This is a genomic window from Pseudomonas sp. IT-P294, assembly GCF_949767865.1.
In the GTDB taxonomy this organism is placed as follows: domain Bacteria; phylum Pseudomonadota; class Gammaproteobacteria; order Pseudomonadales; family Pseudomonadaceae; genus Aquipseudomonas.
In genome coordinates this window covers 710,546-728,284 of the sequence record NZ_CATKQW010000011.1, presented here as the reverse complement: position 1 = coordinate 728,284, position 17,739 = coordinate 710,546, and the positions used below count along the sequence as shown (strand labels likewise).

Genomic DNA, 17,739 nt, shown 5'->3' with positions numbered 1-17,739 from the left:
TATTCAAGCGCTCATGACATTGTTGGTTTCGCTACGCGAAGCTGAAAGGGCGGGTCAGGCGTAGTTGATGCGGTCGCTATAGGCGTTTTGGACCATTTTGCGTTGATAGTCGCAGGGCGTTGTACTAACCAGTTTCTTGAAGTCGCGCAGGAAGTGCGATTGATCGGAAAAGCCGAGGTCGAGGGCCAGCTCCGAAAACGATACGTCGTGTTGGGTATTGAGAGTGTCCAGAGCCGCCTGGCAACGGATGATTCGGCAAAAGGTCTTGGGTGACATGCCGGTGTCCTGGCTGAACTGTCGATGCAGCGTGCGACTGGTGTACCCGCTGAGGTCTTCCAGTTGCTGAATACGAATATCACCGCGGTGGCGCAGCGCCTGCTGAATGACCATCGCCGTGAGTGTCGACGTTTTACCCATCAGGCGAGGGGCAAGGTAGTCGTTGAACAGCCGCATCTGATCACTCAGCAGCGGAGCTTGAACGATGCTTTCGAAGATGCGTTGGGCAAACCCCGAGACCTCCAGAAGGTCGAGTTCCCGTTCGGTCAATTCTTCGGCCAGCACATTGATAAATCCGGGAATGACGCCCGGTGAAAAACGCACGCCAAAGTAGTGATGGTTCTGGTGTAGCTCGACCGCTTGGGCAGCCAGCGGCGTGCCACAGATCCGCGCGCTGGGGCGTGTTGCATCACAGTCGAAAACAATGTCCACGCAACCATCCGGCACGGCCAGCAGATTGGCCGATTGAGCCACGTCGAAGGCATAGAAATGCGAGATCGCCGGGTGCTCTGAAGGCATGACCGAATACCGTGAAGAGTTGAGCACGAACCAGGGCTGTTCGTTCGCAGTGTGGTGCCGGGGAGTCGGCGCGAACTGTTTGATCATGGTTGCACCTTCGATAAGCAGCGATACGAAAGATATCACGCATTAACCACGCCAAGTATTGCGCGACGGCTAACCGGGCATGTCCGAAATTTACAATACCGCCGAAAAACGCGCCCTGATACTCGACGTCGACAGCGTGGAGCTGTGCCTACCGCAGCGATCTCACCTTCAGCCCGAGAACAACTATGTCTACAACTACAAAAATCGACTTCATCTACCTCTCCGAGCAGGACATGATCCGCGCGGGCGTGACCGACATGCCGGCGTGCGTGAATACCATGGAGGAGATGTTCGGCCTGCTCTATGCCGGTGACTATCGCATGGCCGGGCCGAACAATGACTCCCATGGCGCGATGGTGATCTTTCCGCAGGATTCACCTTTCCCGAACATGCCCAAGCCCACGGCTGATCGGCGCATGATGGCCATGCCTGCCTACCTGGGCGGCAGCTTTTGCACCGCAGGCGTGAAGTGGTACGGCTCCAATATCGCCAACCGCGAAAAAGGCCTGCCGCGCTCCATTCTGATGTTTACCTTGAATGACCCCGACACCGGCGCACCGCTGGCCCATATGTCGGCCAACCTGCTGTCCGCCTATCGCACCGGTGCGATTCCCGGCGTGGGCGCGCGCCACCTGGCACGCAAGGACTCGAAAGTCGTCGGCCTGCTCGGCCCAGGGGTGATGGGCAAGACCACATTGGCGGCATTCATCGCGGTATGCCCGCATATCGACACACTAAAGATCAAAGGTCGAGGCCAGAAGAGCCTCGATGACTTTATCGCCTGGGTCAAAGACACCTACCCGCAAGTGACCACGATCGAAGTGGTCGACAGTCTTGAAGCGGTGGTCCGCGACTCGGACCTTGTTACTTATTGTAGCTCCGGTGAGGTGGGCGATCCCACGACCTACCCAATCGTGAAGCGCGAATGGGTCAAGCCGGGTGCCTTCCTGGCGATGCCGGCCTCTTGCTCGCTTGACGACGGGATGGAGCGGCGCGACGTACGCAAGGTGCTGGACAACACCGGTCTCTACCAAGCGTGGTTTGAAGAACTGCCCAAGCCTGCGCATCACTGCGTGCCGGTCATTGGCGTGCGCTTCATGGACATGATTGCCGAAGGAAAGATGCAGCTCGATGAAGTCGAGGACATCGGCAAGATCATCGCCGGGGCTGCGCCAGGCCGTAAGAACGATGAAGAAATCATCATCATGTCAGTGGGCGGCATGCCCGTGGAAGACGTGGCCTGGGGCACGGTGGTGTACCGCAACGCCATCGAAAAAGGCATCGGCGTGACCTTGAACCTGTGGGAAACCCCGGTTCTGCGTTAAGCCATCCATCACTTGTTTTTAAAGAGGCATTGCACATGACAAACATCATCAAGCTCAAGACCGGCTCCCCGTTTGAAGACCAGGCCAGCTATTCGCGCCTGGTGGTCGTGGACAACTGGATCTACGTGTCCAACACCGCTGGCCGCAACCCGAAGACCAAGCTGATTCCGCAAGACATCCTCGAACAGACGCATCAAGTATTTGCCAACATTGAGGCAGCGCTCGCAGCGGTCGATGCGACCCTGGCTGATGTGGTGTGTTCGCGGGTGTTTATCCAGGACCCCAATGACGTAGCGGACGTGATGACCCTGATCGGTGAAAAGTTTCGCGGCATTGACCCGGCCAGCACCGTCACCTGTCCACCCTTGGGGTCGACGGTCTACAAGGTTGAGCTGGAAGTGACGGCGTATCGCAACGCGTCGAAGGCACACGTCGAAGTCATTCGACTGTTGCAGTGATCGTCACGCGGCCACGCGCTGGCGTGGCTTACCTCATTCGCTGACCGAGTCTTGATCATGGCACCGACTATAGCGCCCGTGAAAACGTCTACCGCGTTTCCCTCTACAACCTCCGTCGTCATCATTGGCGGCGGGATTATCGGCCTGACCGCTGCATTGACATTGGCCGAACGCAATATCTCGGTGGTGGTGCTGGAAAAAGGCCATATCGCCGGTGAGCAGTCGTCACGCAACCTGGGCTGGGTACGCAAGACCAGCCGCCACGCGGCCGATATTCCCCTGGCCCTCGCCGCGGACCGCTTGTGGGCGAAGATGCCTGAGCGGGTAGGGGCGGATGTCGGGTATCGCCAGGAGGGCATCATGTTCGTGGGCCGCACCCCAGCGCAGATGGCAATGCATGAGGGATGGCTCAAGTCGGTGGAGCATTTGTCACTGGATTCGCGGATGCTCAGCAAACGCGAAATTGGCGAGCTGGTGCCAGGCGGCGTGGGTGACTGGGCTGGTGGCATCTTTACGCCATCCGATGCCCGTGCCGAACCGACGCTGGCAAGCAGCGCTATCGCCAAGGCCGCCCTGGACAGGGGGGTGGTAATCATCGAGCAGTGCGCGGTCCGGACGCTGCAGATGTCCGCCGGGGTGGTCAGTGGCGTGGTCACGGAGAAAGGTGAGATTCGTTGTGATCATGTGCTGCTTGCAGGGGGGATGTGGTCTCGGCGCTTTCTGGGCAACCTCGGTGTGTCGTTGCCGACCTTGCCTTTGACCTGTTCGGTGCTGCGCACTCACTCAATGGAAGGGCCGACGGAAATTGCGGTCGGCGCACCTGACTTTTCGTTTCGCAAGCACAAGGACGGCGGCTACATCATTACCCAGCGCGGCAAACTGGATGCCTTCCTGACACTCGATCACCTGTTGCTTGCCAAGCAATATATGCCGCAGTTCCGGGCCCAACGCAGCGTCCTGAACGTGACATTGGGCAAACCTTTTTTTAATGACCTGGCGCTTGCCCGACGTTGGCAATCCGACAGCGTCAGCCCGTTCGAACGCGTCAGGGTGCAGGACCCGGCCGCCAACCCGCGGCTCAATAACGACGCAATGAACAACCTCATTGCCGCCTGGCCGGTCTTTGAACACGCGCGGATCGCCCAGGCCTGGGCAGGCACTATCGACGTCACGCCCGATTCCAATCCGGTCATTGGGCCGGTCGCCCAGATTCCGGGGCTGACCGTCGCCACCGGCTTCTCGGGGCACGGTTTCGGCACGTCGCCGGCGGCCGGTCACCTCGCAGCGGATCTTGTCAGCGGTCATACGCCGATCATTGATCCAAGCCCTTATCGGTTCGATCGTTTCTAGGTCGGTCGAAGCCACGCATTAAGGAAACCACCGATGCCATCTGACAGCTGTTTCTTTACCAACCGTTCGGGCTTGCGCCTGCACTTTTTGCGCTGGGGCGAATCGACCGGCGTGCCCCTGGTGCTATTGCATGGTTTGCGGGCCTACGCACAAACCTGGGAATCGCTGGTGCAATCTCTGGGTGCGGGCTACTGCATCTATGCCCTTGACCAGCGCGGTCGAGGACTGAGTGACTGGGCCTCGCCTGACAGTTACCACACGCAGTCGTATGTCGAGGACCTTGAAGACCTGGTCGCCCATGTTGGCCTATCGCGTTTTGTGTTGCTGGGGCACTCATTAGGCGGCGCCAACGCTCTTGAATATGCGCGGCAAAACCCGGGACGGCTGATGGGCTTGATGATCGAGGACATTGGTCCCGGCTCTTCAACCCAGGGCGACGGCGCCGCGCGCATTCGCCGCGAGATGAGCCAGACACCCTTGCAGTTCGAAAACTGGGAAGCGGCCCGCGCATTCTGGCAGGCTTCGCGTCCGGGGTTGTCGGAGCAGGGCCTGGCATCACGGCTCGCTCATTCGATGAAAGAGAGCGAGGGCGTGATCACCTGGCGCCACGATCAGCAGGGCATTGCGCAAGCGCGCCTGAGTATCGAGCCGACAGACCTGTGGCCGGCGGTGCACGCACTGGATTGCCCGACCTTGTTCATTCGCGGCGGGCGCTCGGACTTCCTTCCGCCCGCGATGCTGCAGGCGATGAGCGCCAGCAACCCGCAGGTTCAAACCGTGGAGGTCGCGGGTGCCAGTCACTATGTGCATGACGATCAAGGCGAGGTGTTCAACCGGCTGGTCTCGGGGTTTCTCATGAGCCTTGCGATCCGCGCCCAATGAAACCCACGGCACGTCTGATTGCACTGTTGGCATCGCTGACGGCCTTCGTGCCGTTTTCCATCGATACTTACCTGCCCAGTCTTCCGCAAATTGCCAATGACCTGTCGAGCAGTACGACCCAGGTGCAGCACACGATCAGTGCCTTTCTCGCCGGGCTGTGCCTGGGCATGCTGTTCTACGGACCACTGTCGGACCGGTATGGGCGTCGGACTCTGTTGCTGGGCAGTCTCATGTTCTATGGCCTGGCGACCCTGGGCTGTTTGTTTGCCGGCAGCATCGAGCAACTGACTGCATGGCGATTTCTCCAGGCCCTTGGTGGGGCCGGCGCGCTGGTCCTGGCGAGGGCCGTCGCCAGAGACCTGTTCGGCCTGGCACAGGCGGCCAAGGTGCTGTCCTGGATGCATCTGCTGACGATGATGGCGACGTTGGTCGCGCCAATGATCGGTACGTGGCTGGTGCTGATCGACGGCTGGCGCACGATATTCGCCGCGTTGTTCATCCTTTGCGGGTTATGCCTGCTGATGGTGAGCCTGGGGCTCAACGAAAGCCTTCCGGCACCGGCGCGCAGCACCTCGCTGAAGGGCGCGTTCGCCGCGTACCCGGGCGTCGTCCGACAACCTCGGGCGGTGGCGCTGATCCTGTGCATGGCGCTGGCGTTTGGTGGCATGTTCGCTTTTATCACCGCTGCCCCCTTTGTGTACGTCGTGTACTTCGGTGTCTCGCCACGTACCTTCAGTTGGCTGTTCGGCCTGAACATCCTCGGCATCATCGTGGTGACCTTTATCAATGCCCGCTGGGTCACTCGCTTCGGACCGCAGCGCATGCTGGGTGTGGGTGCCGTGCTGGCCGGCGGGGCTGGGCTGGCACTGATGGTGGCGGGGTACACGCAGTGGGGCGGGTTGTGGAGCATCGTCCTTTGCATGGTGTTGTACATGGGCGTCACCGGGTTGCTTGGGGCCAATTGCACGGCAAGCCTGATGAGCATGTTCCCGAGGCAGGCGGGGGCGAGTGTCGCCCTGGGTATCTCGGTGCAATTCGCCACCGGGGCGCTGGCCAGTCTGTGGGTCAGTCGCCTGGCCGATGGCACGCCATGGCCCCTGTGCCTGGTGGTGGGAAGCTGTGGGCTTGGTTGTCTTGTTGCGTATGGCATCTCGATCTACGCGCCTGTCAGTCCGGTCGCTGCGCGCGATGACGTGAGTGTGCCGCTTCAACCTTGACTTCAAACCTTCTCCCGTCAAAGACCCACTGCATTGGTGCATGTCGAAATCAGACTCGAAGGCGGCGCGTTCAGGCTACTTGCGTTGAAGGTGAGACGCGTAAGGTGGCGCGTCATTCCGTATCAGTGAGCAGTTGTGAAGACTGATGGGGAATGCTTAGAAGCGCTGAGGTTCGCCGCTTACCATAAGGGGCAACAGGAAAATGATGATCGCCTGACCCTCAGTCAGCACGCTTTAACGTCGATCACCAGAGAACAAAAAAAACAATGGATAGCCTCAACTCCAAAGATTCGAACGGTCAGTTGGCGCAGGGTTTCAAACCGCGTCACGTCACAATGCTTTCTATCGCGGGAATTATTGGCGCGGGTTTATTTGTTGGCTCCGGCCATGCCATCGCGGCCGCGGGGCCAGCGGTATTGCTGGCTTATCTGTTCTCCGGCCTGTTGGTTGTATTTGTCATGCGCATGCTGGGTGAAATGGCGGTTGCCAACCCGGACACCGGATCGTTCTCAACTTACGCCGACCAGGCCATCGGGCGTTGGGCGGGCTTCACCATCGGTTGGCTCTATTGGTGGTTTTGGGTGCTGGTGATACCCATCGAGGCGCTCGCGGCAGGGCACGTACTGAACCAGTGGTTCCCACAAATCGATACCTGGTTGTTTGCGTTACTGTCGATCATTGCGCTGGTCGTGACCAATCTGTTCAGCGTGTCCAAATATGGCGAGTTCGAATTCTGGTTTGCGATGGCCAAAGTCGTGGCAATCATCGGATTCATCGGCCTTGGTTTTGCGGTGTTGATGGGTTGGATTCCTGACCACCAAGCCAGCGGCTTGAGTCGACTCATGGCAGAACATGGCGGATTTGCACCCAACGGCTTGTCAGCGGTCGTCGGGGCATTCATCACCATCATGTTCAGCTTCATCGGCACAGAGGCGGTGACCATCGCCGCCGCCGAATCCAGCAACCCTGCGCAGAACATCGCCAAAGCCACACGTTCAGTGATCTGGCGCATCGGTGTGTTCTACTTGCTGTCCATTTTCGTGGTCATTTCCGTGGTGCCCTGGAATGATCCGTTGCTGGCGTCTGTCGGCTCTTACCAGCGCGCGCTGGAGCTGATGAACATTGCGCACGCCAAGATGCTGGTGGATGTGGTGGTGTTGATTGCCGTGGCCAGCTGCATGAACTCGTCGATCTATATTTCCTCGCGCATGTTGTTTTCCCTGGGCAAACGCGGTGATGCACCGAAGCCGATGAAGGTCACGTCGTCTGCCGGCGTGCCGCGTGCTGCGGTGATTGCCAGCACGGTACTGGGTGCCGGTGTCACTTTGTTCAGCTATTTCATGCCCGCCGGTTTATTCCAGTTTCTGCTCGCCAGCTCCGGCGCCATTGCGTTGCTGGTGTACCTGGTTATCGCCGTGTCGCAATTGCGCATGCGCGGGATTCTGCGTCGGCAGAACGTCACGCTGACCTTCAAGATGTGGTTGTTTCCATGGCTCACCTGGTTGGTCATCGCCTTCATCTGCGCAGCATTGGCGGTGATGATGGTGACGCCAGAGCACCGTCTGGAGGTGTCTTCAACCATCGGCCTGGCGTTGGTGATTTCCTTCATCGGCCTTGTGACCACGCGTCACCATGGGCGACCACAGAGGGCGGTGTCGGCGCAACGTTCAGCGTAAATCTGCTTGCGATCTCATCAGTGCGCAAGCAGCGGCGGGGCGGTTAACACCGCCTGCGCCGCGGGTCCTTACCGTTCGCTGCGAGAGTAACTTCGATGGCATACGACACCTCTAAGCCCGCGCCTCCCCAAACCGTCGGTTTTTTGCTGCTGGACCAATTCACGTTGATCTCTCTGGCGTCTGCCGTTGAGCCTCTGCGAATGGCTAATCAGTTGACCGGCCAGGAACTGTATCGCTGGCACACCTTCAGTCTGGGAGGCGAGCGGGTATGGGCAAGCGACGGCATGCCGATCACGCCGGATTCATCGACTGATAGTGCACCGGCGCTTGATACGGTGATCGTCTGCGGTGGCATTGGCATTCAAAGCGCTGTGACCCGGGAGCACGTTACCTGGCTGCGATCCCAGGCGCGGCGCTTGAAACGGATCGGGGGCGTGTGCACAGGTAGCTGGGCCTTGGCCCAGGCTGGGTTGCTCGATGGTTTCGACTGCAGCGTGCACTGGGAATTTCTGGCTGCCATGCAAGAAGCTTTTCCGCGAGTGAACCTCAGCTCCAGTTTGTTCACCCTCGACCGTGACCGTTTCACCTGCTCGGGTGGAACTGCTCCCATGGACATGATGCTGCACCTGATCAGTCGCGATCATGGTCATGAGCTGTCGGCGGCCATCTCCGAAATGTTTGTCTACGAGCGCATCCGCAACGAGCAGGATCACCAGCGAGTCCCCCTCAAGCACATGCTCGGTACCCATCAACCAAAGTTGCAGGAAATCGTGGCGCTGATGGAGGCCAATCTGGAAGAACCGATCGAACTGGATGAACTGGCAAATTATGTCGGTTTGTCCCGTCGACAACTCGAGCGGTTGTTTCAGAAATACCTGCATTCCTCGCCTTCGAGGTATTACCTCAAGCTGCGCCTTATCCGCGCGCGTCAGTTGCTCAAGCAAACACCGATCTCCATCGTGGAGTTGTCGGTGGTATGTGGCTTTGTGTCCACACCCCATTTCTCAAAGTGCTATCGCGAGTGTTTCGGCATTCCTCCCAGCGAGGAGCGCTCGGTCACGCAAACGCAACGCCAAGTGACAGCCAGCCCGATTGCGCAGGCATTGCCACCGGCAAGGTCGATGAGTTTGCTCGATCAGGCGCGTGATGAGTCAACCTTCGCAAGTGTCAAAATCGTGAAATCCTGAGCCATCCGGGTGGGCAGGTTTTCGGCGAGATGATCTGTTACCTGGCTACCATTTTTCACCCATTTGGGGCGCGCTGAGCCATTTCGTAGCACACGGCGAGTCGCACGCTGATCAAAGACTCATCGGTTCCTGAGTCGAAACTCCTTTCCAATGAAGACCTTGAAGCCGTATCAAGCGAAATGGCACGGTTTCTGCTTTTTTGAATCCATGGATAATTGGATACAAAACTGCAAAAGGTGACTTTATGCAATTCGCTCCCGCCTACGTTGAACGTCAGCCCCTGACCGCCGAGGAGGAGGCTTACAACTTTTTGCTGGAAGCAATCTGTGGTGGTCGTTACCGCAAGGGCGATCGGCTGATCGCGGAGGACATTGCCAGCGAAATCGGCATGAGCCGGATGCCGGTGCGCGAAGCCTTTCGCCGTCTCGATGCGCAAGGCCTGGTCACCCTGAGGCCCAACCGTGGCGCCATCGTCAGTGGCCTGAATTTCGATGAATTACACGAAGTATTCGAGATGCGCAGTGCCCTCGAAGGCCTGGCCATCCGCGTGGCCGTGTCCAGGATCGGTGAGCGTCAGCTGGCGGCTCTGGAACGCATGCTGGACGAGATGGATGACTACCGCGACGAAAGCGCCGAGTGGGTCAGGCTTCATCGTGCCTTCCATGAACACCTGTGCAGCCTCAGCGGCCGTCCTCGGCTGATGAAGCAGATATCGGCGCTGTATTCGTTGATCGAGGCGCCAATGCGTCTGTGGCTGCAACACAGCGAAAAACCCTTGAGCGCTCGCCAGGAGCACGCGGTGATCCTCGACGCCATCCGCTCAGGCGATGTCGACCGGGCCGAGGCGGTGGTGCGCGAGCACATCGAGGGCACGGTGCCGGCGCTGATCCAGTTTCTGCAATCGGAAAAATAGAATCGGGCATCAACCCGACAGTGTGTTTTGACTTTGAGTACTGCCCCGTTACTAAACAACTGGAGTGTCTCGTCATGCATAAACGCCAAATGTTACTCGCCGCCATCTCCCTCGGACTCTGTACACAGTGGGCGTTTGCTACGCCACAAGTGCCGGAGCGACTGCAAAAGGCTGACAAACTCACCTATTGCTCGGGCATGGATTCACCGCCCCTGGTGTCTTTCGATGAGGCGCAAAAGCCCCGGGGCCTGACGGTCGACCTGGGGCTGGAAATCGCCAAACGGCTGGGAGACAAACCGGTGCAATGGCGGGTCATTCCGTTCTCCGGGTTGCTGCCGGCATTGCTTGCCCAGCAGTGCGACATGATCGTTGATCAGCTGTTCGACAAGCCCGAGCGGCGGGAAGTGATCGACATTGTCAACTACATGTATTCCAGCCAGTCAGTGGTCGTTCCCAAAGGCAATCCCAAGGGCATCAAGACCCTGGATGGACTGTCCGGGCACAAGGTCGCCGTGCTCAATGGCTCGACGATCAAAACCTTGCTGGACGCCGAGAACGAAAAACTGACCAAGGCTGGCAAGCCCCCAATGAAACTGGTGGTCTACAACAGTGACACCGACGCCTTTCAGGCGCTGCGCATCAGTCAGGTGGACGCCTACGGTACTACCGTGGAAACCGCCGGTTACTACGCGGCCATGGCGCCCGATCTGTTCGAGGAAGGGGTGCCGGCGTTCAGCCGGATACTCACCGGTTTGGGCGTTCGCAAGGATGATCCGCAGCTCACCGCAGCGGTGCAACAGATCATCAGTGACATGCGCAGCGACGGCAGTTACGTGCAGTTGCTGAGCAAATGGCATGTTCCCAGCGACACACTCGACTGAGGCGAACACTCGATGAATTTCAATTGGGATGTGTTCTGGCAATACCTGTTGCAGCCCAGCGGGGTGTACCTCACCGGACTTTGGCTGACTTGCCTGATCAGTGTGCTGGCAATGACGCTGGGCTGCGTGTTGGGTCTGGCGGCGGCGTTGATGCGCCTGTCGCGCAACCCTTTGCTCAACCTGCCAGTGCGGTTTTATGTATGGCTGATGCGCGGCACGCCGTTATTGGTGCAAATCGTTTTTCTCTATACCGCATTGGCAGCGGGCGGCATCTTCCGTTTCGAAGACGTGACGCTGTTGGGGTTGGTGGTGCCGGGCAATATCCAGGCAGCGATCATCGCCTTGGGCCTGAACGAGGGTGCCTACATGGCCGAGATCATTCGTGCCGGGATCGGCGCGGTGGACAAGGGGCAGTACGAAGCGGGGCGTTCGCTGGGCATGACCTTCGCCAAACTGATGCGGCGTATCGTTCTGCCTCAGGCGTTCCGGGTCATCGTTCCGCCGTTGGGCAACGAATTCAACGTGATGCTCAAGAACACGACACTGGTCAGCGTGATTGGCGTGCAGGAGTTACTGCTGAGTACGCAAATGGTCACGTCGGCGACATTCCGGGTCTTCGAACTGTACTTGGTGGTGGCGATTTATTTCCTGCTGCTGACCACCCTCTGGGGCTTCTTCCAGCGTTGGCTGGAAGCGCGTTTCGGGCAGTCCGATCGACCCGCACCGCCAGCGGCTGGTAGTCGCATGTTCGGCCGCGGCACGCTGAAATTGCTGAGGGGGCGTTAAGCATGGCGCACAAAAGTGAAGAACTGATCATCGAGGCGCTGGACATTCATAAGTCTTTCGGCGACCTGGAGATTCTCAAGGGAATTTCCTTGCAGGTGCGGCGCGGTGAAGTGGTGGTGTTGATCGGTGCCTCGGGTTCAGGCAAGACCACCTTTATTCGCTGCATCAATCTGCTGGAGGACATTCAGGGCGGGCGCATTCGCGTCAACGGCCGAGCCATGGGGTATCGAGAGCGCGCCGATGGCAGCCTGGTGCGCGACTCCGAACGCAACATCGCTCGCCAGCGTCGGGACATTGGGATGGTCTTTCAACGTTTCAATCTGTTCCCCCACATGACCGCGCTGGAAAACATCATTGAGGCGCCGATCCAGGTGCTCGGCGTGCCACGCGCCGAAGCGTTGGAACAGGCCCGGGCCTTGCTCGCACGGGTCGGTCTGGCGGACAAGGCCATGCATTACCCGTCGATGTTGTCCGGTGGGCAGCAGCAACGCGTGGCAATCGCCCGGGCGCTGGCGATGAAACCTCAAGCCATGCTGTTCGACGAGCCCACGAGCGCCCTCGATCCGGAAACCGTCGGCGAGGTGCTGCAGGTGATGAAGCAGTTGGCCGATGACGGCATGACGATGGTGGTGGTCACCCATGAAATGGGATTTGCCCGAGAGGTCGCCGACCGCGTGGTGGTCCTTGATCAGGGCGAATTGATCGAGCAGGGGCCGCCGGAGCAGATTTTCAGTCGACCGACCCACCCGCGAACCCAGGCCTTTCTCAGCCGGGTGCTGTGACCTTCTCAGTCGGGTCTTTTTTCACCCGGCATGTAACCGGATACCTGCGGCCAATGAATCTTTGATTGGAAGAGCTTTTGCCATGTTGAAATTTTCTGCCCACGAATATCCCTATCCCTCGCAACGTCAGAGTGTGTTTGCCCGGCGTGGCATGGTCGCGGCTTCGCAGCCGTTGGCCGCCGAAGCCGGCATCGAAATCATGCGCAATGGCGGTAATGCCATTGATGCCGCGATCGCCACGGCGGCAGCGCTGACGGTGGTTGAACCCACCGGCTGCGGCTTGGGCGGCGACGCCTTTGCACTGGTCTGGAGCAAAGGCCAATTGCATGGCCTGAACGGCAATGGACAGGCGCCAGCAGCGCTGACGATCGATGCAGTCAAGGCGGGCGGTCACGAGCAGATGCCGCTTTATGGCTGGACGCCGGTCACGGTGCCCGGTTGCCCATCGGCCTGGGCGGAGCTCTCCAAACGGTTCGGCAAGCTGCCATTTGCCGACTTGCTGCAGCCCGCCATCAGTCTGGCCAGGGATGGTTTTCCACTGTCTCCGGTGGTCGCTCGACAATGGCAGACGGCTCTGGAAGAATTCAGCCCCCATCGAGACCCCGTGCTCGACGCCTGGTTCGACACGTTCCTGATCGATGGCCGTGCACCCAAGGCCGGTGAAATATTCTGCAACCCGGCGCAAGCCCGAACGCTGCAAGAGCTGGCTGACACCGCGTGTGAAAGCCTCTATCGCGGTGCATTGGCTCAGCGTCTGGATGCCCATTCCCGCGCCACCGGCGGTTACCTGCGCGCCAGCGACCTGCAAGACTATCGCGCCCAATGGGTGGACCCGATCAGCATCAACTATCGCGGCTACGATGTGTGGGAAATCCCCCCAAGCGGACAAGGATTGGTCGCCCTGATGACCCTGAAAATCCTTGAGGGCTTTGACTTCGATCACCGCGACAGCCAGCAGACCTGGCACCGTCAACTGGAAGCCATGAAGCTGGCCTACAGCGACGGGCTGCATTACATCACCGATCCACTGCACATGCGTGTGGCCGTGGCTGATCTTCTCAGCGATGCCTATAGCAGCCATCGTCGCGAACAGATCACTGATCAGGCGCGTGAACCCAATCCCGGTGATCCCCATGCCAGCGGCACGGTTTACCTGGCCACGGCGGATGCCGAGGGCAACATGGTGTCCTTCATCCAGAGCAACTACCACGGCTTCGGTTCCGGTGTGGTGCTGCCAGACAGCGGCATCGCCTTGCAGAACCGTGGACAGGAATTCAGTCTCGACCCTGACCACGCCAACTGCCTGGCACCGGGCAAAAAAACCTTTCACACCATCATTCCCGGATTCATCAGTCAAGGCGACGTGCCGGTGGGGCCGTTCGGCGTCATGGGTGGCTACATGCAGCCCCAAGGCCATGTGCAGATGGTCATGAACCTGGTGGATTTTGGTCTTAACCCCCAAGCCGCGCTGGACGCGCCACGGTGGCAATGGTTAGGGGAAATGAAGGTCGGCATCGAACAGGGAGCGTCTCGGGATCTGGCGGCTTCGCTGGCGCGCCGCGGACACCGGATTCAGGTCGATTGCGACCTGATCAATTATGGGCGAGGGCAGATCATCATCCGGGACCCGGACACTGGTGTGCTGTGCGGCGGTACTGAGCCGAGAGCGGATTCCCATATTGCTGTGTGGTAACAGAGTGTTGGGGGCCAGGCGCCTTATCCGGCCTGGCGTCCCTTGCCCAGTACATTTTTGCGTCGTTGATCGTGCGGTATCGACAGCAACGGAAAACGGTCGCTCCTGCACGCTCGATAATGATCTAGCACGATGAGTGTGGGACTTGTGGCTTTCTTGATCGATGTCAACCACATGGATCGGACGGCTCTGTAGTCTCCAGAGACCGACATCCCGTGCACTTTTACCGTAACGGGTTGCCTTGACTCAAGGCGAAACCTCTATGATCTATCCGCTGATTCTGACGTTGCACCTGTTTGCCGCGCTGATCTTTATCGGCACGGTGTTCTTCGAAGTCCTGTTCCTTGAAAGCATCCGCAAACAGCTACCCGCCAGGGTCATGCTGCTGGTCGAGCAGGGCATCGGCCGGCGAGCGCGCACGCTGATGCCGTGGGTGCTGCTGGTATTGTTCGGTGCGGGGCTTGGCATGGTCTGGCTGCGCTACCTGCCAGTCCTTGCCTCACCATTGGCGTCATCGTTCGGCACATTGCTGGCCTTGAAAATTGCGCTGGCCGTGAGCGTGTTACTGCACTTCCTGGTGGCTATGTTTTTGTTCAAAAGTGGCCGAATGAGCCCGCGATACCTGCAGTTCATCCACGGCAGCTTGTTCTGTCACATGGTCGTTATCGTGCTGCTGGCCAAGGGAATGTTCTATCTGACCTGGTGATGGCTTTGATCGGTGGTCTGTTCTTCCAGGACTTTGCTTGTGCTTGATGCAAATCAAGGCGCATGGGTCGTCGAACCTCGACACTGATGATCCGCAGCCAGTCTCGGAGACTCGTCATGCTCGATTTCTTTCACAACCCCGGCGCGCTGATCGCCCGGTGCGATCAGGGCGTACTCGACCCCAACTGTCATGCCGACACGCAAAAATTCCATGAGGGTATCGGCTCACTGGATCTGCTTCGCGCGTTGCGCGTCAGCCGCCAGAAGCGACGTCCGTTGTCCCTGAACGTGCAGTTGCCCTCCAGCCTCAAGCTGTCCTTTTGTTCCCCTCGCGATAGCGCCGACGAGCACCAGAATATTGAGCAGTACCTCCAGCATCTGGAGCAGGAGATCGACCTCGTCGGTTGCCACCTGGATGCGCAGCAACGGGTGGAGCAGTTTCATCTGGGCGGCGGAACACTCACCATTGCTCACATAGAGCGGCTGATGAGTCATCTGCGTGGCCGATTCAACTTTCTCGTCCATGAGTGCGGCGATTACAGCGTGGAGGTCGATCTCTATCAAACCGATTGGGCGACCATGGGCGTGCTGCGCGACCAGGGTTTCAATCATGTCAGCATCGGCGTTCCGGATTTTGACAGCGACTGTGAAAGGTCGGTGGCCTGTTACCAGAACCCGGCGCCGATCCACTCGCTCATCGATGCCGCGCGCACTTTTGGCTATCGATCGATAAACGTCGACCTGGGTTTTGGACACGCGTGGCAGACACCCGAAAGCTTCGCGCTGAAACTGGCGACGATTATCGCACTGGAGCCGGACAGGTTGATGGTGTTCGACTATGCACGGCCACCAAGACGCTATCGACCAGTGAGCGCTGATACCGCCAGAGCGATGTGCAGCCAGGACGCTAAAGGCGCGATGCGTCAGATCTGTTTTGAACAACTAATGTGCGCGGGTTATCACTACATCGGGTTGGGCCAGTTTGTCCGGCCCGACGATGATCTGGCGATAGCTCAGGAGCGAGGCCGGTTACGCCGCAGTTGTGAGGGTTTCACCCGTCACGGGTATTGCGATCATATCGGTTTCGGTTTGGGTGCCATCAGCCAGATCGACGATTTGTACACGCAAAATACCGACGGGATTGACAGTTATCAGCAGCAACTGGACAGCGGGCAATTGCCGACGTGCCGTGGTTGGCGCTTCGAGGCAGGGGAGCAGATCAGGCAAATGGTCATGGAGCGACTGGCGTGTGATCTGGAACTCGATATCCGCGCCATCGAAAGACGTTATGGGCTGGTTTTTTCCAGGTATTTCTCGTCCGTCTGGCCGTTGCTGGAGCAATTGAGTCGCGATGGGTTGATTGAGTTGTCGGACCGTTTCATCAGCATTCTTCCCGCCGGTCGGCCAGAAGTGGATGCCATCTGCAACCTGTTTGAAAAGGATTTGGGGTGCGAGGCATTGACCCCCTTACGAGTTGATCAATCATGAACACGACTTTTGATTTCAATCGCGCCCTGGTCGAAAAATACGACCGTCCGGGGCCGCGCTATACCTCTTATCCCACTGCGCCACAGTTTCATCAGGCGTTTGCCGTTGACGACTATCAACGTGCCGCCCGCGACAGCAATCAGGTGGTCGCGCCAAAGTCACTGTCGGTGTACATCCACATCCCGTTCTGCAAAAGCCTTTGTTACTACTGCGCCTGCAATAAAATCATTACCCAGAAAACCCATCGCGCCGTCGAGTACCTGACATACCTCAAGCGTGAAATCGCGATGCAGTCGGCCTTGTTCGACAACACCCGCAAACTGACTCAGCTGCACCTGGGGGGCGGCACGCCGACCTACTTGACCAGCGAACAGCTGGCGGACCTGATGGACTGCCTGCACCAAGCGTTCAACATGGATGACAGCGATGATCACGAGTTTTCCATCGAGGTCGACCCGCGCACCATCAGCACCGAGCAAATTCGGTCGTTGCGCCAATTAGGCTTCAATCGCCTGAGCTTCGGCGTGCAGGATTTCGACCCGGACGTGCAGGCCGCGGTCAATCGCCAGCAAAGTGAAGAGCAGATTTATGCGCTGGTTGCTGCGGCACGCGAGGCGCAATTCAAGTCGATCAGCGTCGACCTTATCTACGGCCTGCCCCTGCAAACCGTGCAGAGTTTCGACGTCACCCTCAGCAAGATCATAGCGCTGCGTCCGGACCGGATTGCCGCCTACAGCTACGCACATTTGCCGGAGATGGTTCGCGCACAACGGTTGATTCGTCCCGCCGACATGCCGCCACCGGAGCGCAAGCTGGAATTGCTTGAACTGACCATCCGCCGTCTGACCGCGGCCGGTTACGTCTATATCGGCATGGATCATTTCGCCTTGCCGGACGACGAGCTATCGCTGGCCCGCGCCAATGGCACCCTGCAGCGTAACTTTCAGGGCTACTCCACCCACGCCGACTGCGATTTGATCGGCCTTGGAGTGTCGTCGATCGGCAAGGTCGGCGACAGCTACAGCCAAAGCGTCAAGGAGCTTTCGCAGTACTACGCGCGAATCGATCAAGGATTGTTGCCGGTGCATCGGGGTTACCGCTTGAATGCCGACGACCTGCTGCGCCGTGAGGTGATCAGCGACTTGATGTGCCATGGCCGTATCGCGTTCAGCCCGTATGAGGCGCGTCACGGCATTCGCTTCACCGAGTACTTTGCCGAGGCATTGGCGCAGTTGGGCGAGCACGTGCGCGATGGGCTGCTGCAGATTCACCACGACGAACTGGTGCTGTTGCCGCAAGGGCACTTGATGATGCGCAGTGCCGCGATGGCGTTCGACGCCTATCTGGGGGGTGAACAAAAAGGCCAGTTTTCGCGTACGGTTTGAGCCCCTGGCGCGAGCCATTCGGGGGGTATTTTCGCAAGTTGATTTCAATCAAGGGCCGGGGGCGCAACGCTCCCTAACATGACCGCAAGCCCCTTTTAAATCAGCGAACCCATGACAACCCATCAGCCT

16 protein-coding genes are annotated in these 17,739 nt (G+C 58.9%); 15 read left to right on the top strand and 1 reads right to left on the bottom strand.

What is annotated here, in order from left to right; translation table 11 throughout:
- Window positions 1-54 precede the first annotated feature (54 nt).
- A complete protein-coding gene (locus tag ACM6I0_RS10700; protein ID WP_285434977.1) occupies window positions 55-882 on the bottom strand; it encodes an AraC family transcriptional regulator in 828 nt (275 codons plus the stop codon).
- 185 nt (window positions 883-1,067) lie between these two features.
- Between ACM6I0_RS10700 and ACM6I0_RS10695 the strand changes: the two genes are divergently transcribed.
- From ACM6I0_RS10695 to hemN, 15 genes are all read left to right on the top strand, one after another.
- A complete protein-coding gene (locus ACM6I0_RS10695; RefSeq protein ID WP_285434975.1) occupies window positions 1,068-2,207 on the top strand; it encodes a tyramine oxidase subunit B in 1,140 nt (379 codons plus the stop codon).
- A gap of 35 nt (window positions 2,208-2,242) precedes the next feature.
- The gene (locus tag ACM6I0_RS10690) at window positions 2,243-2,665 is read left to right on the top strand and encodes a RidA family protein (RefSeq protein ID WP_285434974.1); all 423 of its coding nucleotides are present in this window, start codon (window positions 2,243-2,245) and stop codon (window positions 2,663-2,665) included.
- A 57-nt stretch (window positions 2,666-2,722) separates the two neighbouring features.
- Complete coding sequence (locus ACM6I0_RS10685; protein ID WP_285434972.1) at window positions 2,723-4,015, top strand: NAD(P)/FAD-dependent oxidoreductase; 1,293 nt, start codon at window positions 2,723-2,725, stop codon at window positions 4,013-4,015.
- A gap of 33 nt (window positions 4,016-4,048) precedes the next feature.
- Window positions 4,049-4,897, top strand: coding sequence for an alpha/beta fold hydrolase (locus ACM6I0_RS10680; protein WP_285434970.1), 849 nt, complete (start codon window positions 4,049-4,051; stop codon window positions 4,895-4,897).
- On the top strand, window positions 4,894-6,114 hold the full coding sequence (locus ACM6I0_RS10675; RefSeq protein ID WP_285434968.1) for a multidrug effflux MFS transporter: 1,221 nt from the start codon (window positions 4,894-4,896) through the stop codon (window positions 6,112-6,114). Before ACM6I0_RS10680 ends, ACM6I0_RS10675 begins: the two co-directional genes overlap by 4 nt.
- A gap of 266 nt (window positions 6,115-6,380) precedes the next feature.
- A complete protein-coding gene (gene gabP / locus ACM6I0_RS10670; protein WP_285434967.1) occupies window positions 6,381-7,790 on the top strand; it encodes a GABA permease in 1,410 nt (469 codons plus the stop codon).
- A 95-nt stretch (window positions 7,791-7,885) separates the two neighbouring features.
- Window positions 7,886-8,977, top strand: a complete 1,092-nt coding sequence (locus ACM6I0_RS10665; protein WP_285434966.1) for a GlxA family transcriptional regulator — start codon at window positions 7,886-7,888, stop codon at window positions 8,975-8,977.
- A gap of 244 nt (window positions 8,978-9,221) precedes the next feature.
- Entirely contained in the window at window positions 9,222-9,890 is a 669-nt protein-coding gene (locus tag ACM6I0_RS10660; protein WP_285434964.1) for a GntR family transcriptional regulator, read from the top strand.
- A gap of 74 nt (window positions 9,891-9,964) precedes the next feature.
- A complete protein-coding gene (locus ACM6I0_RS10655; RefSeq protein WP_285434963.1) occupies window positions 9,965-10,771 on the top strand; it encodes an ABC transporter substrate-binding protein in 807 nt (268 codons plus the stop codon).
- Between the two features lie 12 nt (window positions 10,772-10,783).
- The gene (locus ACM6I0_RS10650) at window positions 10,784-11,557 is read left to right on the top strand and encodes an amino acid ABC transporter permease (RefSeq protein ID WP_285434962.1); all 774 of its coding nucleotides are present in this window, start codon (window positions 10,784-10,786) and stop codon (window positions 11,555-11,557) included.
- 2 nt (window positions 11,558-11,559) lie between these two features.
- Complete coding sequence (locus ACM6I0_RS10645; protein WP_056739793.1) at window positions 11,560-12,339, top strand: amino acid ABC transporter ATP-binding protein; 780 nt, start codon at window positions 11,560-11,562, stop codon at window positions 12,337-12,339.
- 82 nt (window positions 12,340-12,421) lie between these two features.
- Window positions 12,422-14,032: a gamma-glutamyltransferase family protein gene (locus tag ACM6I0_RS10640; protein ID WP_414922225.1), complete on the top strand. Its 1,611-nt coding sequence runs from the start codon at window positions 12,422-12,424 to the stop codon at window positions 14,030-14,032.
- Between the two features lie 262 nt (window positions 14,033-14,294).
- Window positions 14,295-14,738 (top strand): CopD family copper resistance protein, encoded by a 444-nt coding sequence (locus ACM6I0_RS10635; protein ID WP_285434957.1) that lies wholly within the window; start codon window positions 14,295-14,297, stop codon window positions 14,736-14,738.
- A gap of 116 nt (window positions 14,739-14,854) precedes the next feature.
- Window positions 14,855-16,225, top strand: a complete 1,371-nt coding sequence (locus ACM6I0_RS10630; protein ID WP_285435053.1) for a coproporphyrinogen III oxidase — start codon at window positions 14,855-14,857, stop codon at window positions 16,223-16,225.
- A complete protein-coding gene (gene hemN / locus ACM6I0_RS10625; RefSeq protein WP_414922224.1) occupies window positions 16,222-17,610 on the top strand; it encodes an oxygen-independent coproporphyrinogen III oxidase in 1,389 nt (462 codons plus the stop codon). The genes ACM6I0_RS10630 and hemN overlap by 4 nt, the downstream gene beginning before the upstream one ends.
- Window positions 17,611-17,739 lie beyond the last annotated feature (129 nt).